The following is a 26745-nucleotide window of genomic DNA, read 5'->3' on the forward strand; positions in this document are numbered from 1 at the left end:
GCCAGAGGTTTTTATGCGTACCAGTCTTTCTCGCCGTCGTTTTGGTCTTTGCTGTGCCAGTATGGGCATTTCTGCTCTGGCAGGGCTACCCATTGTTGCACGTGCAACATCCATTCCCGAACTGATGGAACGCGAACCACCTATGCTGGAAACCCTTAAATGGGCACCGCATGTGCATAAGGCCATTCAAGACGTTATCAACGCCAACGGGCAATATTCTTCCAGCTATAACCCGCAGCGTCGGCCCTACGTGGTGGTGGATTGGAACAACACAACTATTGTAGGCAATGTGCAGGAAACGCTGTTTCTTTACATGCTGGAACACTTCAGCTTTTTAATGCGTGCAGATGAGTTCCGGCACCTCATCCACGTGCATGCATTTGCGCAACCCTTGCCTGCCCCATTTTTCAATATGGCCGGGCAACCTGTTTCCTTTCCGGTGCTGGTAGATGATCTGATAGAGGATTACCGTGCGCTGGCGGCCCGTTACGGGCATATGCCGCACCCGCTCCCACGGGATGTGCTGGCAAAAGATGTCACTCTGCAAGCTTTTCGGGCCAGAATGGCCTTTTGCCAACAAGCTGTTGCCGCACTGCATGGGCCAGAAGCTGCACAACGTTGGATGATACGGCTGGTAGCAGGGCAGACGGCAGCAGATGTTATAGCCCTTAGCCGTGCAGCAAATGAGTGGTGCCTAGGCGCTTCCATAACTACACAAACATGGGAATGCCCAGCCGAGCGCCCCGGCAAGGCTGGCCCTGTATCTGCCAAAGTTATGCAGGCTCTGCGGCTTACGCCGGAAATGGCCAACTTGTTCCAGATTTTACAAGAACACGGGATAGACCCTGTTATCTGCACCTCCGGTATGGAGGATATTACTGCGCTGTTCGCCACATCGGCAGAATATGGATACAATCTGCCGCGAGAGCATGTTTTTGGCGCACGTTTGGCCGAGCGTAAAAAAATCCTGCTTTCTACCGAGGCCGCCCATTATCCCTTCCCGGCAGAGGCTGGCAAAACAGCTATTATTCACAAATATTTTGTCGCAAAACGGCAAATGCCCCCGTTAATGATTTTTGCGGGGGAAGACTGCTCCGCCCATATGCTGGAAGCTTTTCCTGATACCAAGCTGAACTGCCTGATTAACCGCAAACAATCCGCCCCTATGCAAAAATTTCTGCAAAAGGCTGCGCAATCTATATCAGACACCACGCCCCGCCAGTTTTACCTGCAAGGGCGTGATGAAAACACAGGGGAATGGCTGCCAGAAGAAGGCAGTATTCTATTGGGAGAAACCAATCCTTCCCTCCCCACCTGATATCATCAGGATTTGGGTTTCCACCGGTTCAGCAATAGGGAATTGCTAACAACAGACACAGAACTCATTGCCATGGCGGCTCCGGCCAGAACTGGGTCCAGTTTACCAAGGGCTGCTAAAGGCAAACCAAGAATATTGTAAATAAAAGCAAAAAACAGGTTCTGCCATATTTTGGAAACAGTCGCGCGTGAAAGGGAAAGCGCATCCACCAAGGCCATCAGGTTGCTGCGCATCAGCACAACATCCGCCGTTTCCAAGGCAATATCTGCCCCAGCACCTATGGCAAACCCAACATCAGCAGAGGCAAGAGCTGGGGCATCATTAATGCCATCACCCACCATGCCAACGCATTTGCCCTGCTCTTTCAGTTTACGAATTTCAGCCGCTTTGCCATCTGGCAGCACACCAGCAATAACTGTTTTTATACCCACTTGCTGGGCTACGGCCTGCGCAACACGGGCATTATCCCCTGTAAGCATCACCACATCCAAGCCCTGCTGCTGCAAGGCGGCTACTGCTTCTTGCGCTTCTGGGCGGATCTGATCTGCCAGCGCAAACCACGCCAGAACCATTTGCCCCTGCGCCACGCCCACAACGGTACGCCCGTGCTGCTGCCAGCTTTGGGTGAGGCCATAATCTATCGTACAACCAAGGGTGGCCAAATATGCGGGAGAGCCCAACGCAATAGGATGGCCCTGATATTCCGCCTTAACACCCTGCCCGGGCACGGCCTGAAAGCCAGATATTGCTGCCGCAGTTACATCCTGCGCACGTGCATAGTTCACAACAGCCCGCGCTAACGGATGCTCGGATTGGCTTTCCAGCGCATACGCCAATGCCAGCGCATCTTGCACAGAAACATGCTCTGCTCCCTGAGCATCCACAACTGCGGGCTGCCCTTGTGTCAAGGTACCTGTTTTATCCACCACAAGCGTTGTGAGCTTACGTGTTTGTTCCAGCGCATCTGCATTACGGAACAAGATGCCCGCCCGTGCACCCAGCCCTGTGCCCACCATAATAGCGGTGGGTGTGGCTAGCCCCAGAGAGCACGGGCAGGCAATGACCAATACGGAAATAGCGTTAACAAGGCTTTGGTCCCACACACCTGTTAGCAACCAGCCTGCGGCAAATGTCAGCACAGCCAATGCCAGCACCACCGGTACAAAAACAGACGCCACTTTATCTGCAAGCCGTTGCACACTGGCTTTGCTACCTTGTGCTTGTTCTACCATATGCACAATACCTGCCAGAACTGTCTGGCTGCCAATGCCGGTCACTTTGGCACGCAGGGCACCTGTCTGGTTTAATGTGCCAGCAAATACGTTGGCTCCGGCCTGCTTGGTAACAGGCACGCTCTCACCCGTCAGCATGGCCTCGTTCACATCCGATGCGCCAGAAAGCACCACGCCATCTACCGGAATATTCTCACCGGGGCGCACCAGAAACACATTGCCTACTTGCAATTGCTCTACGGGTTCATCCGTTATCTGCCCGGCTCGTTCAACATGTGCTGTTCTGGGTTGGAGCCGCAGCAGACTTTCCATACCGGCACCTGCGCGTGCCTTGGCGCGTGCCTCCAGTAAACGCCCCAATAATACCAGCGTAATAACCAGTGCGCTGGCCTCAAAATATACAGGCTGATCTAGCCCAAACAATACCACAACCGCACTGAAGCCATAGGCAATGCTGGTGCCCAAAATCACCAACACATCCATAGTGGCTGCACCGCTACGCAATGCGTGCCATGCACCCGCATAAAAGGAACGGCCACACCAAAACTGCACCACAGTGGCCAAAACAAGCTGAACCCATAACGGCAACATAACCGCATGGTGTGCGCCCACCACCATGCCCACCATTTCCATCAGAAATGGCAAACTTAAAACAGCAGCCAGCACAAAACCCATAAGCGCTGCACGCCATTCCTTCTGCCGCTGATGTTTGGCTTCTTCCACTGTTTTCTGTTGGAAAACACTTGCGCCATATCCGGCTTTTTCTACCGCCGCTATCAGCGCCTGTGCGGTTACAATGCCGGGAACAAAGGTAACGTGCGCACGCTCGGTAGCCAGATTAACGTTTGCATGCACGGATGGCAGGGCGTTGAGCACCTTTTCCACCCGTCCGGCACAACCCGCACAAGAAAGCCCTGTAAGGGCCAGATCCACACTGGATGCTTGTGCCCCAAATCCGGCTTTGGTAATGGCATCCAATACATCCGTGACGTTGCTTGCACCGCCCCCCAGATCAATCTGTGCCTTGCCTGTTGCAAAGTTAACAGAGGCTTGCACACCCTCCAGCCTGTTCAGCACTTTTTCCAGTCGGGCAGCGCATGCGGCGCAGGACATCCCTTCTACCGGGAAACTGATTGTCTGGCTCATTCACCCTACTCCGCCTATAGCTGCCACGCCTGCATATCGCACCAAAAACCAACTATGATACGACTTCCTGCTTTGCAGGACATTTTCTTGCTCTCATATACACATTGCAGATATGGTGGCGAGATGATGGATCGCATCCTGCCTTTCAGAAAAATTCTGAGCGGCCTGCTTTTTGTAGCAGTGCTGGTAGGGTTGTATGCGCTTTTGCCAGGCAAGGTGTTTGCATCTGCCCATGCCATGACAAACTGGCACACAGGCGTACAATCTGCGGAATGCCATTCTCATGGTTCCATGAACATGCCGATGGCACACCCTGCGGCACCCGCACATACAGCACATTGTGCAGTGCAAGATCATGCGCACCATCATCAACAGCATTGTTGCCAGCCCGACTGCTTTGCATCTGGGCTTTCTGCGCTTCTGCCTTATACACCTGCGCATGAAGCTGCATGGCAAATGCCTGCGCACCAGTTGCGCAGGAATGCTCTATTCCTGCCAGAATACACAGTGGCTCCCCTGCTAAGGCCACCCAAACTGCATAACGTCTGATTTTTCATACGTTTTAATCAGTCGGTCTGCGCGTTTTTATATGCGTGCAGCATGATGCAGAATGGACAATACCCATGCGTATTCCCCCTGTTTTGAAAGGGAGAAATGTGCCTCGTCGGCAGTTTATAACTGGCGGCAGCGCATTGGCAGCCCTGTATGCTTTTAAGCCACCCAAACAAGTTTTTGCTTCTGCCCACACATCTGGAGTTGTACCCCAGAACACCAGCAACACTTTTGATCTGACCATCGGCTGGGCGGACGTCAATATTCTGGACAAACCACAGCGCGTACCCACCATGAATGGTGGCGTACCCGGCCCTATCCTGCGTTGGCGTGAGGGCGATGATTTACGCCTGAACATCCATAACACACTGGATGAAACAACCTCCATCCACTGGCATGGCCTCCGCTGCCCCGCAAATATGGATGGTGTGCCAGGGCTAAGCTTTGCGGGAATTGAACCCGGCGCACGCTTTACCTATCGCTTTCCCGTAAAACAGAGCGGCACATACTGGTATCATAGCCACTCCAACATGCAGGAAGCCATGGGGCTGTATGGGGCCATTGTGATTGACCCCAAGGAGCCAGACCCCAACAGTTATGATCGGGATTATGTGATCCTGCTTTCAGATTGGTCTGATGTGGCGCCCCACACCATTATCAACAAGCTGAAGTTTCAGGATGACTACTATAATTTCCGGCAACGCACGGCTGTTTCGTTCTTTCATGATGCTAAGAAATCTGGGGTTTGGCCGACGCTAAAAGACCGCATGCAGTGGGCTGGCATGAACATGTCCGCTACAGATATTTCAGACGTAAGTGGTATTATCTACACCTACCTGATGAACGGCTGCGCCCCCGCTGCCAACTGGACCGGTATTTTCAAACCCGGTGAACGTATCAGGCTGCGGTTTATCAACGCTTCCGCCATGACCTTTTACGATATCCGCATTCCCGGCTTACAGATGGATATCATTCAGGCCGATGGAAATAATGTTGAGCCCGTGCGGGTAGATGAATTCCGCATTGGCGTGGCTGAAACGTATGATTGCATTGTGCAGCCCCAAGGCAACCAAGCCTACACCATTTTTGCCCAAAGCGAGGACAGAACCGGCTATGCCCGCGGCACGCTCGCCCCTCATTTCGGCATGAGCGCTCCTGTTCCGCCTATGGATGAACGCCCTGTACGCACCATGGTGGATATGGGCATGGCCATGCATGGAAAGCACGATATGGGCGGCATGAACATGCACGACATGCCGATGCACCAAACTGCAAAAACACATGCCCCCCCTTTGAATGTAGAAAACCAGAACCGTGCCGCCATGCCGATCAACCGGCTGGCAGACCCTGGTGATGGCTTACAAAACAACGGCCGACGGGTTCTGACATATGCAGACCTGCGCGCCACTCACCCAGTCACAGATCAACGCCCACCATCGCGCGAGATCACGTTGCACCTTACCGGCAACATGGAGCGTTATATCTGGGGATTTGATGGCAAAAAATTCTCGGAAGCCGAACCTATTCCGCTGCGTTTGGGTGAACGCGTACGCTTTACCCTGATAAATGACACCATGATGGAACACCCCATCCATCTGCATGGTTTATGGAGCGAACTAGAAAACGGGAACGGTCTGTATAACCCCGTAAAACACACCATTATTGTGCAACCGGGTGGGCGGCTCAGCTATCTGGTTTCTGCCGATACACCGGGTTTATGGGCTTTTCACTGCCATCTGCTTTACCATATGGATTTAGGCATGTTCCGCACTGTGGTGGTGTCATGAAAACATATTTAAACCGCCAATATATTTCCCATTTTTTGCTTTGGGGCATATCGGCTGTGTTTATGGCATCTGCGGTTATTACCCAGGCCAAAGCTGCTTCCATGAACCATGCAGATATGGAAGGCATGGATGATATGGATATGCGCGACATGGACATGCCTGCCCAAAAACCTAAGCCCCAGCAAAGCTCAACACCGGCACAGCATTTTGGGCACAGCATCGCGCCCAACAAAAGCACCAAGACGGGCGCTTCTGCCTACCCACCCATAACGCCCAGTGCCCAGTGGCCTGCAACGCCGCCACCTGTGCCTAAAGTGCATTATGTGCAGCACATCCATCCGGTTATGGACCACAACACATATTTCCATGCCTTATTGGAACAGTTTGAAGGCCGATACACGCCGGGCAACAGCTTGTTCCGGTATTCTGGCCAAGCGTGGTTTGGCACAGATTACAACAAGTTCTGGGTAAAGTCTGAAGGCATACTAGATGGCCACCGTCGTTTTTCAGATGGTGATCATGAGTTCTTTTATGACCGAGCCATTTCCACCTATTTTGATGTGCAGGCTGGCATTCGGCTAGATGTGGATAGCGGCCCTACCCGCGCATGGGGTGCCGTAGGTGTACAAGGGCTGGCACTTTACTTTTTTGATGTGTCTGCCACGGCGTATTTCAACAACACAGGTGTAGCTGGCAAACTGGAAGGCTCTTACGACTTCCTGATCACCAATCGCCTGATTTTACAACCACAGGCCGAACTGAACTTCTATTCTCATGCAGACCCGGAACGCGGTGTCAGCCGGGGTTTTTCTGACATAGATGCAGGTTTGCGCCTACGCTATGAGTTCAAACGCCAGATTGCCCCTTATATTGCTGTTACTTATGCCGGGCATTATGGCAGCACTGCCAGCGTAGCCAGAAACAACACCCGCATGGCAGAAAATGGGCCAGAGGATTTACGTTTTACCTTTGGCATTCGCTCATGGTTTTAACCTTACGATAACCCCCAAATAGAAAAAGCCCTGCCACATATTTGGTGGCAGGGCTTTTTGCTACGGCTAACGCCAGAACTGGATTAGTTCTTGGTTTTGTCAACCAGACGGGATTTTGCAATCCACGGCATCATGCCACGCAGTTTTTCACCAACGGCTTCAATCTGGTGGGCATCGTTACGTGCACGTGTGGCTTTGAAGAACACGTTGCCGGACTGGTTTTCCAGCACAAAGTTACGCACGAACGTACCGTTCTGGATGTCCGTCAGGATACCTTTCATAGCTTTTTTGGTTTCCGGCGTAATCACGCGCGGGCCAGACACGTATTCACCATACTCAGCTGTGTTGGAGATGGAGTAGTTCATGTTGGCAATGCCGCCTTCGTAGATCAGATCCACGATCAGCTTCATTTCGTGCAGGCACTCAAAGTATGCCATTTCCGGTGCGTAACCACCTTCAACTAGCGTTTCAAAGCCAGCGCGGATCAGTTCAACCAGACCACCGCACAGAACTGCCTGTTCACCAAACAGATCGGTTTCAACTTCTTCCTTGAAGGACGTTTCGATCGTGCCAGCGCGGCCACCACCAATGGCGGAAGCATAGGACAGAGCAATGTCCAGAGCCTTGCCAGACTTATCCTGCGCAATAGCAACCAGGCAGGGCACGCCGCCGCCACGCTGATATTCGGAACGCACGGTATGGCCAGGGCCTTTTGGTGCAATCAGGAACACGTCCAGATCAGGGCGTGCTTCAATCAGACGGAAGTGGATGGACAGACCATGAGCAAATGCCAGAGCCACACCCTGCTTCAGGTTCTTTTCCAGAGATTCTTTGTACAGAGCGCCCTGGCCTTCATCCGGCGTCAGCACCATAACAACGTCTGCCCATGCAGCAGCTTTGTCTGGGGTCATGACGGTGAAGCCAGCAGCCTTGGCTTTTTCAACTGCTGAGGAGCTTTCGCGCAGGCCGATCACGACCTCTTTCACGCCGCTGTCCTTCAGGTTGTTAGCGTGGGCATGGCCCTGGCTACCATAACCAATAATGGCAACCTTTTTGGATTTAATCAGATTCACATCGGCGTCACGGTCGTAATACACGCGCATTGCCATGATTTTTGCTCCTTTTAGCAAGCCGGAATAGCTTTTCCGGCTTTTCTCATACTTCAGATGCTCTGAATTGTCTGCGGCCCGCGGCAAATGGAGGCCACGCCTGTGCGCGAAACCTCAGCCAGCCCAAGCGGACGCATCAGCTCGATAAAACTGTCCAGCTTTTCTGTAGAGCCAGTCAGTTCAAACACAAAAGAACTTGCCGTGGTGTCCACCGCCCGTGCACGAAATGCCTGCGCAATCCGCAAGGCCTCTGTGCGTGGTTCGCCAGAGGAAACCACTTTCACCAACGCCATTTCCCGCGCCACATATGGGCCTTCTGCCGTAAGGTCCACCACGCGGGATACAGGCACTACACGCGCTATCTGGGCACGTATCTGGCGGATGGCGGAGGGGGTACCGGTTGTCACCACATTTACGCGGGATGTGGTCTGGTTTTCATCAACCGGGGCAACTGTGAGGCTTTGGATGTTGTATCCTCGGCCAGAAAACAGTTCAACAATACGGGCCAGTGCGCCGCTTTCGTTGTCTACCAGAAGAGAGATAACGGCAGAACCGGAAATTTCCTGCTGCATTGTCAGTGTATCCTGAAATCAGACTGGAAGAAGAAAGAAACCTCTTGGGGAAAACCCCAACCAGTCTCAGACCAGCATCTGCCCTTCTTTGGTGATCTTGGCTCCGCTTTCTTCCTGATCTGGCCCCAAAATCATTTCATTATGGGCTGCGCCAGAGGGAATCATGGGGAAGCAGTTTTCACCTTCCGCCACGCAGATATCCACTATCACCGGCCCATCATGCGTCAGTGCCTGCCGGATGGTATCATCCAACTGGCTTAACTGTGTGACGCGCAGGCCCGTGCCATGGAAGCTTTCTGCCAGCTTTACAAAGTCTGGCAGCGCATCGCTGTAGCTTTCAGAATAGCGAGAACCATGCAGCAGTTCCTGCCACTGACGCACCATGCCCATATAGTGGTTGTTAATGATGAAAATTTTTACCGGCAGACGGTACTGCGCAATGGTGCCCAGTTCCTGAATATTCATCAGGGTAGAAGCCTCACCGGCAATATCCATTACCAATGCATCTGAATGTGCAATCTGCGCGCCAACGGCTGCTGGCAAGCCATAACCCATGGTGCCAAGGCCACCAGATGTTAGCCAACGGTTGGGATGATCAAACTGAAAGAACTGCGCAGCCCACATCTGATGCTGCCCAACTTCGGTTGAAACATAGGTATCCCGCCCGGTTTCACGCGCCAGTTCATAAATACGGCGAATAGCCTGCTGGGGCTTAATAACCGCATCTGGTGCCTGATCCTGCGTAAAGCGCAGGCAATCCAGCGCACGCCACGCATCAATCCGGCTCCACCATTCAGCAAGGTCTGCCTGATGTGTGTAGGCGGGTTCTTTTTCCCATTCCTCAATCATCATGGCGATGGTTTCACCCACATCACCAATAATGGCTTCATCTACGTGGATGATCTTGTTGATCTGGACCGGATCAATATCCGCATGAATTTTGAAGGATGTAGGAGAAAACGCATCCACACGCCCGGTCACACGGTCATCAAACCGGCTGCCTAACGCAATCAGCACATCGCAATCATGCGTGGCCAGATTGGCTTCGTAAGTGCCGTGCATCCCCAGCATCCCCAAAAACTGGGAATCGGTGCCCGGATAAGCTCCAAGGCCCATTAGCGTAGAGGTGATGGGAAAGCCCGTCATCTTCACCAGCTTGCGCAGGGCCTCACTGGCCTGCGGGCCGGAATTGATAATACCACCACCCGTGTAAAACAGCGGGCGTTTGGCGTTTTTCATGGCCTTTACGGCGCGGGCCACAGCGTTCTTATCCGGCTTGGCCTGCGTTCTTTCCGTACGTGGTGCAATTTCCTGAGCATCCATGTACGGCGCATCACCCACAGTGATGTTTTTAGGCAGATCAATCAGCACCGGGCCGGGACGACCAGAGCGTGCAATGGCAAAAGCCTCATGCACTGTTGGCGCCAGATCTTCGGGCTTGCGCACCAGATAATTGTATTTGGTAACAGGCCGCGTAATGCCGGTGGTATCTGCTTCCTGAAAAGCATCATTGCCGATCAGGCTTGTAGGCACCTGCCCAGACAGACACACCAGCGGGATGGAATCCATCATGGCGTCCAGCAAGCCAGTTACGGCGTTTGTGGCACCCGGACCGCTGGTGACCAGCACAACCCCTACCTTGCCGGTAGAACGCGCATAAGCCTCTGCAGCATGAACAGCCGCCTGCTCGTGCCTTACCAATACGTGGCGAATCTGGTTTTGCTTAAACAGGGCATCATAAATAGGCAGGACCGCCCCGCCCGGGTATCCGAAAATAACTTCCACACCCTGCTCAGCCAGCGCGCGCATAAGGACTTCCGCACCAGAGAGAGCTGGTGTGTTCCGTGCGTCTGATGGTGCCGAAGCAGTTTTGAGTGTCATGTCATCCTCTCTTCCCGGAAATGGGACAGGCGGCATCTTTAGGCCTCGAATCAGGCAGCGTCAATCCCGGAGAGCACAAAAGATACAATTTCTTCGTATTTCCTTTCCGAAAATTGCGCAAAATCAGAAAAAGATGCATCAACTGTGCATTCCACGCCCTTTTTTGCCAAACTGTGGTGCGCAAACCACGTTGCTTGCCGCTTTGTATACCGCCCTGTGGCCTGCACTGCCCGTTGCGTAGCTTCTTGCTCCGTTATTTCTCCGCGCAGCATGGCAGAAAGCTCTGGCACACCATGCGCACGCATGGCTGGCAGGCTGGTATCCAGCTTTCGGGCTAGTAATGTCTCCACCTCCGCCACGGCACCATTGCGCAGCATGTTCTCAAACCTTGCCGCAATACGCGCCCATAGCTCCGCACGTTCAGGATTCAGGCGCACGGCCACAAAACGGCAGGCAGCGGGCGGTAAGCCGGGCTGTTTATGCCACCATGTCAGCCCATGCCCAGTGCCACGCCAGACCTCCCACGCGCGTGAAATGCGTTGGGAATCTAGGGGCTTTAGGCGGCTGGCTGTTTCTGGGTCTACTTCCATCAGGCGTGCATGCAAGGCTGGCGCACCATACTGCGCCACACTCTGGCGAGCTTCCTGCCGTGCCTCATCCCCTGTATCTGGAATAATGGCCAAGCCATTTGTGAGGGCGTGTAAGTACATGCCTGTGCCGCCACATAAAATAGGCAAACGGTTTTGCGCCCACGCTTGTTGCATGGCGGCCAAAGCCTGCTCTCGCCACCATGCAACACTGCCTTTTTCTTCCGCTGGCAGCACACCATAAAGCCGGTGTGGCACAAACTGTTCATCCGCCGCACTGGGGCGAGCCGTTAAAATATGGAGGTCCTTATAAACCTGCATGGAATCGGCATTGATAATCTCGCCGTTCAATCTGTGGGCCAATGCCAGCGCCAGAGCGGATTTGCCAGAACAGGTTGGCCCGGCCACAATAAGTGCTGCGGGCAGGTTAGCGGAGGTCTCCGCAAGTCTGCCCATATGGTGTTCTGCTTGCCTCATGCCTGCATTCCTGCCACACACCCCTTTGCCATGACGAGCCTTGTTCTGACCCTTGTTGCCCAGCGTGAGGCAACCACCCTTGATACCGCCACCATTGCACTGGTGCGCGACATTCTTGCCACCAATGCAGAAGCCACTGTGCTTTCAGCAGGGGAAGCGGTTGATATCCCTTGCCCACAAAGCGCAGCAAGCAAATTGCCCGCCGTGCGGGAAGCACTGAATACCCTGCCTGTGGATACGGTGCTGACCCCTACAGCCACGCGCCGCAAAAAGCTGCTAGTTTCTGATATGGACAGCACCATTGTTGCCAATGAAACATTGGATGACGTGGCAACCCATGCTGGTATTGGTGAAAAAATAGCCGCCATTACCGCACGCTCCATGAATGGTGAGCTGGATTTTGCGACATCCCTACGTGAACGCGTGGCCCTGTTGAAGGGGCTCCCCGCTTCCTTGCTGGAAAAAGCATGGAAAGATGTCAAACTTAACCCCGGCGCGCGTGAACTGGTGCAAACCATGCATGCACATGGCGCTTGCACAGCACTGGTTTCTGGTGGTTTTACCTTTTTCACTTCCAAAGTGGCTGCGCTGTGCGGGTTTGATGAAAACCACGCCAATACGCTGCTTTTTGATGCAGAAGATTGTCTAACAGGCACAACCGGCCAACCTATTCTGGGGCCAGATGCAAAACTGAGCCTGCTGGAAAAGCTGACAGTTACACACAACCTGCCCCCAGAAGCCACGCTGGCTATTGGTGATGGTGCGAATGATCTGCCCATGCTGCGTAAGGCCGGGTTAGGCATGGCTTTTTATGCTAAGCCAGTTGTGCGCAAGGAAATTACAGCCCAGATCAATCATACATCCCTGCGCACGGTTCTGTTTGCGCAAGGGTATCCTGCTTCTGCATTTATCAGGGACTAAACATTACATTTGGCATGACGGCATAAGGAAAAGATTATGCAGTTTGATCCGCGTGATATTTCAAGTTATCCCATCGTCCGTACAATCTGCGTGATTGTTGGGTGTGGGCTGATGGCCTACTGCTTTGTCTTTTACCTAAATTTGCCACCAGATACGCCAGAACACGTTATGCGCCATGTTGCCGCACTTATTGTGGGCACACTAATCCTGCTGGGATCTATCTGGATTTAGAATGCATCACACAAATGGTTTGGTTAAAAACCAAGCCGTTTGTGCAGTTCCCTAATAATATAGGGTGTATCATCCAATGGTAGCGCCAGCCAGGGAGCCGGAAGGCGCGTTTCTGCCTCTTCCAACACATGCACCCGCCCGACAAGTTCCAGCTCTTCTATAAAATCGCTAATCCGGCGTGAACGGCCCGGCAGTGGATAAATTGTAACCGGTGCGCACCCAGCAACAGCTTCTGATATCATCGATACACTGTCGATCGTGACAATCAGATTATCCGCACAGGCAATGAGCCCTTCATAGGGGTTTTCTCCTTCCCCATTCCAGATATGGCCGCCAGCCCCTTCTACAATAGCGGTCAGCACTTTCATGGCTGCCGGGCTTGTACGCCGAGAAGGTGTAACAACTAAGCTGCCCCCCTCCGCCTTAAGCGTTTCCACCAGAACTTGACCAAGGCGATGGGCTTCTGCCTCTCCAAAATGGAAGCGGCCATTTGAGCCTCCAACCAATGCAGCAATAAGAGGCCGCGGCAGTTCTGCAAATTGTGGCTGCCATTTTTCACGCGCCTGCTCCAACGCTTCTGGCGTAAGCCCGTGCAATGCTGTGCGCCCCAGCAAAACATTGGGGCCAGCAATATCATCGTGCCGGCAAGCAACAATCAGATCAAACCGTGACAGATTTTTACGAGGATTCTGGATTTGCACCACAGGCCGGTGTGAGCCGCGCAACCCAGCCCCCACTTCTCCACCTTTGCCACCAACACTCACTACAACAGAGGATTGTGCAAAAGCCGGATTTTCTTGCAGCTCTGCCCCATCGCTCCCGCGTAAAAAGGGCTTACCAATCCAGCGCGGCCCACGCAGCATAACACGGGCGAGTTTACTGGGGCATATCGGATGGAAAGTGCCATTCCACCCCGCACGTGCCACAAGCCCTAAAGCCTGCGATCGCATGCCAGCAAAATCTTCCCCCACCACAAAGGCAGCAACGCCCGCCTGCATTCCGCAAGACGACATATTTGAACCCTCTGGGGTTCCGGCGTAATCTGCACGCGCCATGATGCGTTCTTCCTCTGTTGCGCAAGGGAGAGTGCTGAAAAGCGCTCCCGTATCTTTCTCTCCTTGCCGCTGGAACGGAAAGCGTGCAAGGCGTGTTTGCGCATTCCAGATAAGGAGAAAGGCAACACGATGTCCGGCAGTTTCCATGATCTGGGCCTAGATCCAGCATTATGCGCATATGCGCAGCAGGCGGGCATGGCTGCCCCTACTCCAGTGCAACAGGCAGCTATTCCTGCTATTTTGGATGGCAGAGATGTCTTGGTGCGCGCCCCCACGGGCACAGGCAAAACGGCTGCCTATGCTTTACCGCTTAGCCAGAAGCTGCTGAAATCTCGCAAGCCACGCTTTGTGCTAGTGCTTGTACCCACGCGTGAACTGGTTTTGCAGGTAGAAAAGGTTTTTCGCACCTGTTTGGGCGAAAGTAAAAAAGGCCAGAAGCAAACCCCAGTTACCCTCGTGCCGCTTTTTGGTGGATCTGACCGCGCAGAGCAGGAACATTTTCTTGCGCAAGCAACAGGCCGGCGCATTCTGATTGCAACACCCGGGCGCTTGCTGGATTTTGTTTCCAACCGGATTTGCGATCTTTCAGAGTGCGGATACCTGGTTCTGGATGAAGGAGACCGTCTGTTTTCTCCCGAATTTCAGGAAGATACAGAAACCCTGCTCTCCTATCTGCCTTCCATGCGGCAAACGCTGGTGCTTTCCGCTACCCAGCCCGAAAGTCTTAAAAGCACGCTCTTGAACCTGCTGCATAAGCCGGTTGAAATCTGCATTGAACAAGCCCCTCAAAAGCGAGGGCCTATCCGCCAGGCTACGTTGTTTTTAGATCCTACCCAGAAGCCGGGCTTTATTAAGGAATTTTTCAGCCGTGCGCCTAAAATGCGCAGCATTGTGTTTGTGCGCACAAAAGCAGAAGCAGATCAGTTAGCCGCTATCCTTAAAAAAGCTCGGCTTGCTGCCGCCCCTTTGCATGGCGATATTGCGCAGGACAAACGCACCAGCACCGTTGCCAGCTTTGAATCTGGGCGGCTTTTTATTCTTGTTGCTACAGATGTTGCTGCACGTGGGCTGGATGTGCCTTCTGTAAAGCAGGTCATCAACTACGATGTGCCGGACCAGCCAGAAACCTATTTACATCGTATCGGGCGCACAGGCCGTGGTGGAGAAAAAGGTTCTGCTTTGACGCTATGCACAATGGATGACCGCAAAAGCCTGAGGCAAATTGAAGTTGGCGCTCAGGTAAAATTACGGATTATCAGCGCCGAGCAAGCTCTTCCCGCGGCTAAGCTGCCTCAAACTGCTTCACGCCGTTCAAAATCTGTTCGGCCATAATCTGCCACGCCTGCTCTGCCTCCCGCTTGCCTTGTGTATTCGGTGTGGCAGCAGGTTTACTGTTTACAAATTCTGCAAGCGTTGCCGCAATGCTTTGGGCTTCTGGTTTACAGAACAACACATTGGGTTGCCCGGTAAACTGTTCTGCCAGACCGCTGACATCGGTTGAAATCACCCAACGCCCGGCAGCAAGGGCTGCTGCCCCTACACCACTTTGCGTTGCCTCTCTGTAAGGCAGCACCAGTGCATCTGCCCATGCCAGAAGCTTGCTAACTTTTGTTTCCGGCACCCATCTGTTTTCAATCTGCACATTTGGTAAGGCTGCAAGCTGTTCCAGCTCTGCACTATGTGGGCCTTTACCTGCAACACGGCAGATATAATGGGTATGATCATCCATGGCTGTAAGAGCTTGGGCCAGCAGATCCAACCCTTTGTAAGACAGCAATCTGCCAAAAAAGAGCAGCCGAACAGGGCCTTTATGCGCAAAAGGCACACTTGGCGGCCCCTCTGGCGCAACAAATGCAAAAGGTGGATGAAAAGCCACCAGCGCACGCCGCCCACGCATACACCATTGCTTTTCAAGCTGGGCCGCCACATGCCGACTTAATGTAACCGGAATATCAGCGGACCAGATAAGTAGGCGCTGCAAAAACATCTGCCCAACAAAACCATCGCCAGGGTGGGCTGCCGCATCATGCACCAGCACCACAACAGGCACGCCCGCTTTACGCAAAGCCGCAACCATAATCAGATCAAGCGGTCCCGGCATGGCGCATATGGCAATATCTGGCCGAACAGTGCGTAACATACGGCCTAATGCATGCAACATATGCGGGGCTTGCAACAAACGCATAAAAAAGCTGGAAAGGCTTGTATATGTGCGCACCGGCACATCGTTATGGAGATCAGGCTCGGCCTGCAGCACCTCTGCCTCAGAAGAGAGGGAAAGAACAGCCGATGTATTTGGTAACGTGTTCAGGGCTTTGGCAAGTTCCGCAGCAATGCGCGGCCCGGCCCCTTTGCGCCCCCACTGCCAGACAAATACCCGTGTGCCACTCAAACCACTTTTCCTAACCTACTTCTGCAACGCAGCTACGGCGTTCAGTAAAGGGGCTGGCCCAAAGGCCCGCAATGCTGCCTTACCAGCAGCCTGCCCAAGCTGGCGGCGCTTGTTGGCATCATCTGCAAGAGTTTGCAATGCTTCTACTGCGCACCCAATATCTGCCTCTGCCCACACAGCTTGAGGCACCTGATACACGCCCCGCGTATCTGTGGCTGTTACAAGTTTGTAAGAAATTGGCCAACCACAGTCTGATGTTAGAAATTCTGATGTAGCAGACCAGTCTGTGGCGATAACAGGGCGTTCCAACAACATAGCTTCTGCTGGCACCAACCCAAACCCTTCGCTCCGGTGTAGGGAAAGCACAATATCAGCCTGTTGTGTCATGGCGTACACATCTGGCATTGGCAGCATACGGTTTTCAAAGCGAATGTTCTGTGCGCCACCTGCGGCATCCTTCAGGCGCTGCATATCTGCCGCATAATGGTCCGAGCCAGATATTTTCATCACCAACAGGCGGTCTTTTCTATCTCCAAACGCCTGCCGAAATGCCGCTATAGCGGCCAAGGGGTTCTTGCGCTCAAAACTGGATGCAAGACTAAAGGAAACCAGCACCACCACAGCGTTCCCAGGCCACCCAAAAGCCTGACGATCCAATTTGGAGGGCTGCGGAGGCACACACGCCAACGGATAAGGCACAACCTTGACCCGGCCAGGCATGAGAGGTTCCAGCGCGCGTGCGCTAAAGTGCGAAGGTGTCCAGATTTCATGCACGCATGGCACGCTAGCATGCCACTCTGGCGAGATAACCGGTAGCTCCCACACCCAATAGCCCACAATACGCCGCCCGAGCACATGCTTGCGACCCAGGCGCAAAAGAGCTGCTGGCGTTTGTGGTGCATTTACATGCAGAACCAAAGCCGCTTTTGGATCTGCAAATACAGAATCCAGCCCCTCTTTCCCCTGAGATTGTAGGAGGCCAGCCTCTACCCCTTCTGTACTTACGCCCTGAGAAAGCAGACCTCGCAAAAGCAATCTGGCCCCTTCACCCAAGCCAGAACCCCGGCCGAGTTCTCCTCCAATAATCACGTTTGCATCAGCTATAGGCGTAGGGCTGGCCGCTTTGGGAGCGAGCAAAGCAGTGGCCTTGGCCAATAAACGCCGCCTTTGAGCTACGGGAAACAGACGCCACAAGTGATGTAGAGGATGAAGGGAAGATGTCACTCGTACTGTCCGTCACCTGAAAATAAGAAGAAAGTTGAGACAAAGCAGGGATTGCAGCCCCGCACAACCCACCGCATACTTTTGCCCATGCGGTGCTGTTCCTTCTTTCATTCCCCCATACACGCCGAAATACCTTCTTCCACTGGGTATCTGGAGAGAGGGTTATGAGTTGTGCTTCCAAGCGGCATGTACGTTCTGAAAGCGCATTTCGTTTTCGGGCTGTTTCTGCTTTACTGCCACCTTCTCCCCCAGCCTTGCCTGCTGTGCGTATTGAATACCCACCACCAGATATAAGCCCATGGATTGCCGGAAATTGCGGCATTCAAGGCGTGCATCATTTTGAAAGTCGCCGCCCCGGCCCCCATGTGGCTGTTACAGCCCTTATGCATGGCAACGAATACGCCGGGGCCTATGCTCTGCAACAGCTTCTTATGCAGCCATTACGCCCATTACATGGAAGGTTAAGCCTGATTTTTCTCAATCTGGCCGCTTATAAAAACTTTAACCCCGCACGCCCCACATTATCCCGCTTTGTAGAAGAAGACATGAACCGGTTGTGGCAGCCGGAATTAATTGCTTCGGCACACACATCCGTTGAAATGCAACGCGTACGCGAAGTGCTACCAGTGCTGGAAACAGTAGATATTCTTTTGGATATCCACACCATGCTTTGGCCCGCGCAACCTCTTTTCCTGTGCAGTATGGCGGAAAACAGCCGAGATCTGGCCTATTGTGTATCTGGCGCACAAACTAACCCTCCTGCTGTTGTTCAGGATAGCGGGCACGAGGATGGATTAAGGCTTATTGATTATACGCGCTTTAATACACCACATTCATATATGCGCGCCTGCTTGCTGGAAGCTGGGCAACACTGGCAAAAAAATGCCGCACAGCAAGCCTTGCTCAGCACACGCCTATTTCTGGCACAAACCGGCACCCTACCTTCCGCTCCAACATCTACTGCACCTTCAGAACCTGTAAGGCAAGCTGTTGTGACAGACTGCGTGCAAGCGCTGACATCTCGTTTTGTTTTTGTGCAGCCGTTTACAAGTGGCAGTATTATCCGCAAGGCGGGCACTGTTATTGCTTTTGATGGGCAAGATGAAATTCGCACACCCTACAATAACTGTATCTTGGTGATGCCCAATTTGCGCCCCCGCCGGGGCCATACAGCCGTAAGGCTTGCAAAGCGCCTTAACAACAAAACAGGCACGTAAGCCTAAGCCTACATGCCTGTTCTGAGCGCCTAAAAGGCTTAAATATTATGCGCGGCTATAGATAGGGAACTTAGCGCACAGAGCCTTAACGCGTTCATGCACAGCGTTTTCAACTTCGCTGTTACCCTCGCCACCAGAAGCGGCCAGAGCTGTCAGAACTTCGTCAATCATTTCACCAATCTGGCGGAATTCTTCTTCACGGAAACCGCGAGCCGTTGCTGCCGGGCTACCCAGACGCACACCGGAAGTGATGGCAGGCTTTTCCGGATCAAACGGAATGGCATTTTTGTTGGCTGTAATACCAGCGCGTTCCAAAGCCTGTTCTGCTGCTTTGCCTGTCACCTTTTTGGGGCGCAGATCAACCAGAAGCAGGTGTGAATCCGTACCGCCTGTTACAATATCGAACCCGCGTTCCACCAGAACTTCGGCCAGAACGGCTGCGTTTTTCTGCACAGCTTTCTGGTATTCCTTAAATTCCGGACGGAGGGCTTCACCAAACGCCACAGCCTTACCGGCAATAACGTGCATCAGCGGGCCACCCTGCAAACCAGGGAACACAGCGGAGTTGATCTTTTTGGCCAATGCTTCGTCATTGGTCAGGATCAGGCCACCACGTGGGCCACGCAGGGTTTTATGCGTGGTAGAGGTAACAATATGCGCGTGTTCCAGCGGGTTCGGATACAGGCCAGCAGCCACCAAACCAGCAAAATGCGCCATATCCACCATCAGGAAGGCACCAACTTCATCCGCAATGCGGCGGAAGCGGGCAAAATCAATGATACGCGGATAAGCAGAGCCACCAGCCACAATGATGGAAGGTTTATGCTCGCGCGCCAGCCGTTCCATTTCCTCATAGTCCAGCATGCCGTCTTGCTGACGCACACCGTACTGCACGGAATTAAACCATTTGCCGGAATAATTAGGGGCTGCACCGTGGGTAAGGTGGCCACCAGCAGCAAGGCTCATGCCCAGCACCGTGTCACCGGGCTTGCCCATAGCCATAAAGGCGGCCTGGTTGGCGTTGGCGCCAGAATGCGGCTGCACGTTGGCAAATGCGGCACCAAACAAGGTTTTTACGCGGTCGATGGCAAGGTTTTCAACCTTATCCACTTCCACACAGCCACCGTAATAGCGGCGGCCGGGATAACCTTCGGCGTATTTGTTGGTTAGCACGCTGCCCTGAGCCTGAAGCACGGCTTCAGACGCCATGTTCTCACTGGCTATCAGTTCAATGCCTTCCTGCTGACGCTTCAGCTCGCCTTCAATGGCGGCTGCAACATCCGGATCAGTCTGGGCTAGAGACGCATGGAAAAAGCGATCCAGATCCGTGTGGCTCATTCAGGTGTTCCCTCAAAATCAGACAATATGTTCACCAGCATATTTGCCGGGCGGCAGGCGGTGTCGTTTGTTACGTTAGAAACACATCTTGCCAGGATGTGCTGCTGGCCTGTTTATAGAAAAAAGACCGTTGGAGGCTTCTTACCGCTTTCCGTGCGGCCCGGACAGGAGAAAAATATATGGAGCAGAAGTCTGCCCCCTCTATGACATCGGCATTTACGCGATGTTTGCCGCTGGACAAGCTACAGGCAGCGCCTGGGCTAAAGCGAGTTCTAGGGCCGGGAAGCCTTGTAGCGTTGGGTGTTGGTGCCACAATTGGGGCGGGTCTGTTTTCTCTTACCGGCATTGCAGCTTCTGAAAATGCCGGTCCTGCTGTAGTTCTTTCCTTTTTTATTGCAGCCATTGCCTGTGGCTTTGCCGGGCTCTGCTACAGTGAGCTGGCCAGCATGATCCCCATTGCGGGCAGCGCCTATACTTATGCGTATGTCACGCTAGGGGAAATGATGGCATGGATTATTGGCTGGGATCTGGTGTTAGAATACGCCGTGGGTGCGGCCACTGTTGCGGTCAGTTGGTCTCGGTATGTGGTGTCGTTATTGGATTCGTGGGGAATAGTACTGCCCCCGCGGCTTACTGCTTCTCCCTTTGAAACTGTGCAGATGCCAGATGGCAGCATGGTATCTGGGCTGATGAACCTGCCCGCAGTTTTTATTACCTGTCTGGTTTCATGGATTCTTATTCGCGGAATTTCGCAATCCGCTATGGTGAACGCCGTTGTAGTGGTTATCAAACTGCTGGTAATTACCGCATTTATTGGCTTTGGCATTCACTACATTAACCCAGCCAATTACCACCCCTTTATCCCACAAAATACGGGCACCTTCGGGCAGTATGGCTGGTCTGGCATTATGCGCGCAGCGGGCACCATCTTTTTTGCCTATGTGGGGTTTGATGCCGTTTCCACCACAGCGCAGGAAACCAAAAACCCGGCGCGTGATATGCCTATTGGCATTTTGGGCAGCCTGCTGATTTGTGCTCTGGCTTATGTTTGCTTCTCTTTTGTCATGACCGGTCTGGTTAATTACAAAGACATGCTGGGGGATGCCGCCCCAGTGGCCACAGCCATTAACCGCACGCCCTATACATGGCTGCAATTGGCCATTAAAATTGGCATTATCTGTGGGTTTACGTCGGTTCTTATGGGCATGCTTTTGGGCCAGAGCCGCGTGTTTTTTGCCATGTCCCGCGATGGCCTGCTGCCTCCAATGTTCAGCGCCACACATCCAAAATATCAGACACCTTGGATGTCCAACGTCTTTTTTATGGTCATTATCTGTGTGCTCAGCGCGTTTTTGCCCATTTCTGAGCTGGGACACATGACATCCATCGGCACGCTTCTAGCCTTTATTCTGGTATGCATTGGCGTGATAATCCTGCGCCGGAAGGCTCCTGATCATCCACGCGCTTTTCGGGTTCCCGGCGGAGACATTATTCCCATTCTGGGTGTTCTCTCTTGCGGTACGGTCATGGTCTCACTTGATGGGCTGACATGGATCCGGCTGATTGTGTGGCTGGCTATAGGAATGGTGATTTACCTCACCTATGGCCGTTACCACAGCGCATTAGCGCGACCCAGCATTCCGCCAGACAGGGTTGCATAAAGCGCACAGGCGCGCATACTTCCGGGCAGCATTCACCCGTCTGTCCCGCCCGCCGTGGTTGGGGTTCTTTAAAAGCACCCCACTACGCCCGCAGGCAGCAGCAAGGAGATCCTGCCCATGATGGCTGGCCGTTTTCCTCTGGCTCGCCCCCGGCGCAACCGGATTGATGATTTCACGCGCCGCTTGGTTGCTGAAAATACGTTGGGCATCAACAATCTGATCTGGCCCATCTTTTTTATGGAAGGCACCAACACAGTTACCGAAGTGTCCTCCATGCCCGACGTACACCGCGTTACGCTGGATAAACTGGCTGCACATGTTGAACCCGCAGCAAAGCTAGGCATTCCGGCTTTGGCGCTATTCCCCATCACACTCACAGAAGCGCGGGATGAAAAAGGCACGGAAGCCACCAACCCGGATAATCTGATGTGCCGGGCCGCCCGCCTACTTAAAAAGGAATTTCCAGAAGTCGGGCTGATTGGTGATGTGGCGCTAGACCCCTACACCAGCCACGGCCACGATGGCCTGATTGAAAATGGCTACGTGGTGAATGATCCATCCGTAACCATTCTTTCCCAGCAGGCCGTTAATCAAGCCGCTGCAGGTGTGGACATTATTGCCCCATCAGACATGATGGATGGCCGTATTGAGGCTATTCGGCGTGATCTGGACGGCAACGGACTCATTAACACCCGTATCATGTCCTACGCTGCTAAATATGCCAGTGCCTTTTATGGCCCGTTCCGTGATGCTCTGGGTTCTGGCGGTATGCTGAAGGGTGATAAAAAAACCTATCAGATGGACCCTGCCAACAGCGATGAAGCCCTGCGCGAAGTGGAAATGGACATTGCCGAGGGTGCAGACATGGTTATGGTCAAGCCCGGCCTGCCGTATCTGGATATCATCCGCCGCGTGAAAGATGAATTCCACGTTCCCACCTTTGCCTATCAGGTATCTGGTGAATATGCGATGCTGATGGCTGCTATCCGCAATGGCTGGCTAGACCATGAACGCGCCGTTATGGAAAGCCTTCTGGCCTTCCGCCGTGCTGGTGCCAATGGCATTTTAACTTATTTTGCTATTGAAGCCGCCGAACGTATCCGGGCATCTTTTGGCAAATAAGTTTCCGGTCAATATCACGGCATATGGGCCAGAGTTTTCTGGCCCATAATTTTGTTGCGGGATAATTTCTCCCCATGACGTCATCGCAAGACAGGCCGCATTTTTTCTACACCGCTCCGCCCGGTGCCTGTCCGTATCTGCCCCATCGTATTGAACGTAAAATACTGGTGGATTTGGCAACTCCGGATGCCAATTTCCTACACAGCCGCCTTTCCCATGCGGGTTTCAGGCGCAGCCATACCTTAGCTTATGCGCCTATTTGCGATGGGTGCTCTGCCTGTATTCCCATTCGCCTGCCTGTCAGCCGCCTAACACCTAATCGCACACAAAAACGCGCCATCCGGCGTAATGCTGATCTTATTCGCAGCCTCCTGCCCCCCACCGCGACAGACGAACAATACACGCTCTTCCGCAGGTATCTGGATAGCCGACACTCAGACGGTGAAATGGCGGGCATGTCTGTGCATGATTACCGGATTATGGTGGAAGAAACGCCGGTAGATACGCGGCTTGTCGAATTTCGTGCACCAGACACCACCTTAATGGCAGCTAGGGCCTGTTAGCACTTGATCCAGTCTGCGGCGGCAGCGATGTGGATGACCGCGAGGAACGAGGTTGCTGTTTTTTCGTATCTGGTTGCGACAGCGCGCCATTCCTTGAGACGAGCCCAGAGGTTCTCCACAAGATGTCGGCATCGATAGGCCCATTTGGGACAGGCGACCGGCGCATCGCGTCGTTTCGCGGGAATGGCCGGTCGGGCTCCCATGTCCCATATCCGTTCACGAAAGGCGTCTGACGCGTAGCCTTTGTCCGCCACGACCCACAGGGGAACAGAGGGGAGATCGTCGAGCATGGCTGGCGCCAGTGGCAGTTCATGGGCCTGTCCGGGTGCCAGAGCGAAACCAATGGCTTTTCCGTGTCCGTCCGCGATCACGCACACTTTTGTGCCATAGCCGCCGCGAGAGCGGCCAAGTGCTTCACGATGGTCTCGCTCTTCGAAAGAGGCCCCTTTTTTTGGGCTCCCGCCGCCTTGTGGTGAGCCCTGATGTTCGTGCCATCCAGAAAAGTCATGCCCAGCGCCACTCCGTGGTGGTCCTGAACCAGTTCGAGCAGGCGTTCCCACACCCCCAGTTTCGCCCAGCGGATGAAAAGCTGCGCCGCCCGCCACCACGGACCCAGCTCAGCGGGGATACTTCGCCATTTCGCACCATTCTCATGACGCCAGAAGATCGCTGCTATCGTACGCCGCAGATCATGGGGCGGTGTCTTGCCCCTTGGCCGAACCGCCTCAATCAGCGGTTCCCAGATCGCCCATGTCTCATCAGTGAAAGTGCCTGTTCCGTCTCCTTCTTCAATCCATACAATATAGGAAGTATTTTAAGATCTAACAGGCCCTAGCCTGATTGATGTTCTGGAAGATGGAATTTCTGCTGTTTACAGTTTTTATGAGCCTGACTGCCCCCAACGTTCGCTCGGCAGTTTTGCCATTCTTTCCTTGGCAGAATTAGCCATGCAAATGGAGTTACCATACCTGTATCTGGGATATTGGGTGCCGGGCAGCCCTAAAATGGCTTATAAAGAACGCTTCCAGCCCGCAGAAATTTTGCGCAATGGCACATGGCTGACGTTAGACGTAAGCCATCCCCTCCAAACAGAAAGGGCCCATCCGTTTCCGGAAGACCCTCTGTTCTAAACACCAGCACTTAGCCTTTTTTAGCAGCCCAAGGTGGCGCAACCTTGCCAACGGCTGCACGACGGCTGACCCAATCTTGCAGATCAGCAAACTGGCGTATGCGTGCAGTACCCGGCCAGTGCAGCCCATCTGCTGCGGTAAACACTACGGCTTGGCGCAAACCACCATCCGAGTATTTTTGCAGGGCCACACCAAGACCCCGCGCCATAACAGGCAACTGTTCCAGTGGGAAAATCAGGAATCGCCGATTATCCCCTACAACAGCAACGTGGTCCCCTTCTGCAGGCACACATACGCGGGCAAACTCGCCTTCCTTCAGGTTCAGTACCTGTCGGCCAGAGCGTTTTTCCGCAACCAAGGCGTCTTCTTCCACCAGCATACCGCGCCCAGCGCTTGAAGCCACCAAACGACGTTTTCCATCTTCTATTGGGAAAACAGCCAGAAGGTCTTCATCGTTGGAAAGATCAATCAACAGACGAATAGGTTGCCCATCTCCACGGCCTCGCGGCAGATCTGTTCCTTTTACGGTATAGGCCCGTCCATCCGTTGCAAAGAAGCATAGCCTATCTGTTGTCTGGCAAGGAATAGCCAGCTTAAGGGCATCTCCTTCCTTGAATTTCTGGTTTTCCAGATCAACATTGTGGCCCTTAACCGCACGCACCCATCCTTTTTGAGAAAGGATCATGGTCAGTGGTTCGCGCTCCACTTCTTCCACCACAGAAATATCGACTAGCTTGGGTGCAGAAAGAATGGTGCTTCTACGCTCGCCCAAGCGGCCTTTCCCGAAGGCCTTGATCATACCAGTGAGTTCGCGCTCGATCGTTTTCCAGCGCTGTTTTTCGCTATCAAGCAACGCCATCAATGCTGCTTTCTCGGCGGAAAGTGCATCATGTTCCTTGCGGATTTCCATTTCCTCAAGCCGACGCAAACTCCGCAGCCGCATGTTGAGCACGGATTCTGCCTGCAAATCTGTCAGCTTGAACGTGGCTATAAGGCTGGCCTTGGCATCATCATCTTCACGAATAATGCGGATAACCTCATCCAGATTAAGGTAAACAGCCAGAAAACCCGAAAGAATTTCCAGCCGCCGTTCCACCGCTGTCAGCCTATGGCGGCTGCGGCGTTCCAGCACCTCATGCCGATGGTTCAACCATGCCTGAATAACCTGTTTAAGCCCCATGACACCGGGGGAGCGATCCGCCCCCAGCACATTCATGTTCAGGCCAAAGCGACTTTCCAGCGGTGTGGCACGGAACAGCGTTTCCATCAGCACTTCTGGTTCTATGCCACGTGTTTTGGGCTCCAGAACCAAGCGGATTTCATCCGTACTTTCATCGCGGATATCCCCCAGCAGAGGCAGTTTTTTCTGATTCAGCAAATCAGCAATCTGCTCAATCAGGCGGGATTTTTGCACCTGATACGGGATTTGCGTGACAACAATATGCCACGTGCCAAAACGGCCCTGTTCGACCTCCCACCGCGCACGCATCCTAAAGCTACCGCGCCCGGTTTCGTAGGCCTGCAAAATGGCATCCGAATCTTCAACAATCAGACCACCAGTGGGAAAATCCGGCCCCGGCATAAGCTCTAGCAGTTCCTGCGTGGTGGCAGAGGGTTTACGTACCAACAGGGCAGCAGCGGCACATACCTCTGCGGCATTATGGGGCGGAATGCTGGTTGCCATACCCACAGCAATACCCGCCGCACCATTGGCAAGAAGATTGGGGAAAGCCGATGGCAGAACAACAGGTTCCTGCTCCTCACCATCATAGGTCGGGCGGAAATCTACGGCATCATCTTCAATGCCATCCAACAAGGCTACAGCAACTTCTGTCAGACGAGCTTCCGTGTACCGCATGGCGGCTGGGTTATCACCATCAACGGAACCAAAGTTCCCCTGCCCTTCTACCAGCGGATAACGCGCGGCAAAATCCTGCGCCAACCGCACCAGTGCCTCATAAACCGAAGCATCACCATGTGGGTGGAACTTACCAATAACATCACCCACCACACGGGCGCATTTTTTAAAGCCGGAAGCCGGATCTAACCGGAGTTGGTGCATGGCATAAACCAAGCGCCTATGCACCGGCTTAAGCCCGTCCCGCACATCCGGCAAAGAGCGAGACATGATGGTGGAAAGCGCATAGGCCAGATAACGCTCACTCAGCGCCTCTGCCAGTTTTGTTTCCTCAATATGTCCTGCGGTTTCGCTCATCTGCCATCCCTGGAAAGCTGTGC

General features: G+C 53.5%; 22 protein-coding genes and 1 pseudogene. 11 read left to right on the forward strand and 12 right to left on the reverse strand.

Annotation, left to right across the window (positions count from 1 at the left end):
* Window positions 1-13 precede the first annotated feature (13 nt).
* The gene (locus A4S02_RS07740) at window positions 14-1318 is read left to right on the forward strand and encodes a lipoprotein pyruvate-formate lyase (RefSeq protein WP_070323426.1); all 1305 of its coding nucleotides are present in this window, start codon (window positions 14-16) and stop codon (window positions 1316-1318) included.
* Between the two features lie 5 nt (window positions 1319-1323).
* Here the strand turns inward: A4S02_RS07740 and A4S02_RS07745 are convergent, their stop codons facing one another.
* Window positions 1324-3696 (reverse strand): heavy metal translocating P-type ATPase, encoded by a 2373-nt coding sequence (locus A4S02_RS07745; RefSeq protein WP_070323427.1) that lies wholly within the window; start codon window positions 3694-3696, stop codon window positions 1324-1326.
* A 145-nt stretch (window positions 3697-3841) separates the two neighbouring features.
* The gene (locus tag A4S02_RS07750) at window positions 3842-4225 is read right to left on the reverse strand and encodes a hypothetical protein (protein ID WP_070323428.1); all 384 of its coding nucleotides are present in this window, start codon (window positions 4223-4225) and stop codon (window positions 3842-3844) included.
* Between the two features lie 64 nt (window positions 4226-4289).
* Between A4S02_RS07750 and A4S02_RS07755 the strand changes: the two genes are divergently transcribed.
* Window positions 4290-6035 (forward strand): copper resistance system multicopper oxidase, encoded by a 1746-nt coding sequence (locus A4S02_RS07755; protein WP_082246788.1) that lies wholly within the window; start codon window positions 4290-4292, stop codon window positions 6033-6035.
* Window positions 6032-7027, forward strand: a complete 996-nt coding sequence (locus A4S02_RS07760) for a copper resistance protein B (RefSeq protein WP_070323430.1) — start codon at window positions 6032-6034, stop codon at window positions 7025-7027. Before A4S02_RS07755 ends, A4S02_RS07760 begins: the two co-directional genes overlap by 4 nt.
* 83 nt (window positions 7028-7110) lie before the next feature.
* On the opposite strand, the gene ilvC is transcribed toward A4S02_RS07760, so the two are convergent.
* From ilvC to miaA, 4 genes are all read right to left on the reverse strand, one after another.
* A complete protein-coding gene (gene ilvC / locus A4S02_RS07765; protein ID WP_070324217.1) occupies window positions 7111-8130 on the reverse strand; it encodes a ketol-acid reductoisomerase in 1020 nt (339 codons plus the stop codon).
* A 59-nt stretch (window positions 8131-8189) separates the two neighbouring features.
* On the reverse strand, window positions 8190-8708 hold the full coding sequence (gene ilvN, locus A4S02_RS07770) for an acetolactate synthase small subunit (protein ID WP_003628530.1): 519 nt from the start codon (window positions 8706-8708) through the stop codon (window positions 8190-8192).
* Window positions 8709-8774: 66 nt separating this feature from the next.
* The gene (ilvB, locus tag A4S02_RS07775; protein WP_208858870.1) at window positions 8775-10625 is read right to left on the reverse strand and encodes a biosynthetic-type acetolactate synthase large subunit; all 1851 of its coding nucleotides are present in this window, start codon (window positions 10623-10625) and stop codon (window positions 8775-8777) included.
* Between the two features lie 14 nt (window positions 10626-10639).
* Complete coding sequence (gene miaA / locus A4S02_RS07780; protein ID WP_070323432.1) at window positions 10640-11632, reverse strand: tRNA (adenosine(37)-N6)-dimethylallyltransferase MiaA; 993 nt, start codon at window positions 11630-11632, stop codon at window positions 10640-10642.
* Between the two features lie 51 nt (window positions 11633-11683).
* Here miaA and serB point away from each other — a divergent pair, with 51 nt between their 5' ends.
* A complete protein-coding gene (gene serB / locus A4S02_RS07785; protein ID WP_070324218.1) occupies window positions 11684-12574 on the forward strand; it encodes a phosphoserine phosphatase SerB in 891 nt (296 codons plus the stop codon).
* Window positions 12575-12610: 36 nt separating this feature from the next.
* A complete protein-coding gene (locus A4S02_RS07790; protein WP_019089211.1) occupies window positions 12611-12805 on the forward strand; it encodes a hypothetical protein in 195 nt (64 codons plus the stop codon).
* Between the two features lie 23 nt (window positions 12806-12828).
* Here the strand turns inward: A4S02_RS07790 and A4S02_RS07795 are convergent, their stop codons facing one another.
* On the reverse strand, window positions 12829-13860 hold the full coding sequence (locus A4S02_RS07795) for a mitochondrial fission ELM1 family protein (RefSeq protein ID WP_070323433.1): 1032 nt from the start codon (window positions 13858-13860) through the stop codon (window positions 12829-12831).
* A 129-nt stretch (window positions 13861-13989) separates the two neighbouring features.
* Here A4S02_RS07795 and A4S02_RS07800 point away from each other — a divergent pair, with 129 nt between their 5' ends.
* Window positions 13990-15192, forward strand: coding sequence for a DEAD/DEAH box helicase (locus A4S02_RS07800; protein ID WP_070323434.1), 1203 nt, complete (start codon window positions 13990-13992; stop codon window positions 15190-15192).
* On the opposite strand, the gene A4S02_RS07805 is transcribed toward A4S02_RS07800, so the two are convergent.
* Together A4S02_RS07805 and A4S02_RS07810 are read right to left on the reverse strand one after the other, a co-directional pair.
* Window positions 15143-16252, reverse strand: a complete 1110-nt coding sequence (locus A4S02_RS07805; RefSeq protein ID WP_070323435.1) for a glycosyltransferase family 4 protein — start codon at window positions 16250-16252, stop codon at window positions 15143-15145. The two genes, A4S02_RS07800 and A4S02_RS07805, sit on opposite strands and share 50 nt — an antisense overlap.
* A 15-nt stretch (window positions 16253-16267) precedes the next feature.
* A complete protein-coding gene (locus tag A4S02_RS07810) occupies window positions 16268-17476 on the reverse strand; it encodes a glycosyltransferase family 4 protein (RefSeq protein WP_019089215.1) in 1209 nt (402 codons plus the stop codon).
* 164 nt (window positions 17477-17640) lie between these two features.
* Here A4S02_RS07810 and A4S02_RS07815 point away from each other — a divergent pair, with 164 nt between their 5' ends.
* Window positions 17641-18693 carry a M14 family metallopeptidase gene (locus tag A4S02_RS07815; protein ID WP_228142319.1) on the forward strand — a complete coding sequence of 351 codons (1053 nt, stop codon included), beginning with the start codon at window positions 17641-17643 and terminating at the stop codon, window positions 18691-18693.
* A 45-nt stretch (window positions 18694-18738) separates the two neighbouring features.
* Here A4S02_RS07815 and glyA read toward each other — a convergent pair whose 3' ends face one another.
* Window positions 18739-20031, reverse strand: coding sequence for a serine hydroxymethyltransferase (gene glyA, locus A4S02_RS07820; RefSeq protein ID WP_019089217.1), 1293 nt, complete (start codon window positions 20029-20031; stop codon window positions 18739-18741).
* A 179-nt stretch (window positions 20032-20210) separates the two neighbouring features.
* Between glyA and A4S02_RS07825 the strand changes: the two genes are divergently transcribed.
* The 3 genes from A4S02_RS07825 to A4S02_RS07835 all read left to right on the forward strand — a co-directional run bounded on the left by A4S02_RS07825 (window position 20211) and on the right by A4S02_RS07835 (window position 23377).
* A complete protein-coding gene (locus A4S02_RS07825) occupies window positions 20211-21692 on the forward strand; it encodes an amino acid permease (protein ID WP_019089218.1) in 1482 nt (493 codons plus the stop codon).
* 117 nt (window positions 21693-21809) lie between these two features.
* A complete protein-coding gene (hemB, locus tag A4S02_RS07830; RefSeq protein ID WP_070323437.1) occupies window positions 21810-22814 on the forward strand; it encodes a porphobilinogen synthase in 1005 nt (334 codons plus the stop codon).
* Between the two features lie 74 nt (window positions 22815-22888).
* Entirely contained in the window at window positions 22889-23377 is a 489-nt protein-coding gene (locus A4S02_RS07835; RefSeq protein ID WP_228142320.1) for a hypothetical protein, read from the forward strand.
* On the opposite strand, the gene A4S02_RS15070 is transcribed toward A4S02_RS07835, so the two are convergent.
* Window positions 23374-24122 (reverse strand): IS5 family transposase gene (locus tag A4S02_RS15070; RefSeq protein WP_099046888.1). Its coding sequence is split into 2 segments (ribosomal slippage): window positions 23374-23831 and window positions 23831-24122, totalling 750 coding nucleotides; the frame shifts between segments, so codons are not numbered across the junction. The two genes, A4S02_RS07835 and A4S02_RS15070, sit on opposite strands and share 4 nt — an antisense overlap.
* A 76-nt stretch (window positions 24123-24198) precedes the next feature.
* Here A4S02_RS15070 and A4S02_RS07850 point away from each other — a divergent pair.
* Window positions 24199-24507 (forward strand): annotated as a pseudogene (locus A4S02_RS07850) (arginyltransferase); the annotation flags it as partial.
* 10 nt (window positions 24508-24517) lie between these two features.
* On the opposite strand, the gene parC reads toward A4S02_RS07850, so the two are convergent.
* On the reverse strand, window positions 24518-26722 hold the full coding sequence (gene parC / locus A4S02_RS07855; RefSeq protein WP_070323438.1) for a DNA topoisomerase IV subunit A: 2205 nt from the start codon (window positions 26720-26722) through the stop codon (window positions 24518-24520).
* Between the last annotated feature and the right edge of the window lie 23 nt (window positions 26723-26745).

The organism is Acetobacter ascendens, assembly GCF_001766235.1.
GTDB lineage: Bacteria > Pseudomonadota > Alphaproteobacteria > Acetobacterales > Acetobacteraceae > Acetobacter > Acetobacter ascendens.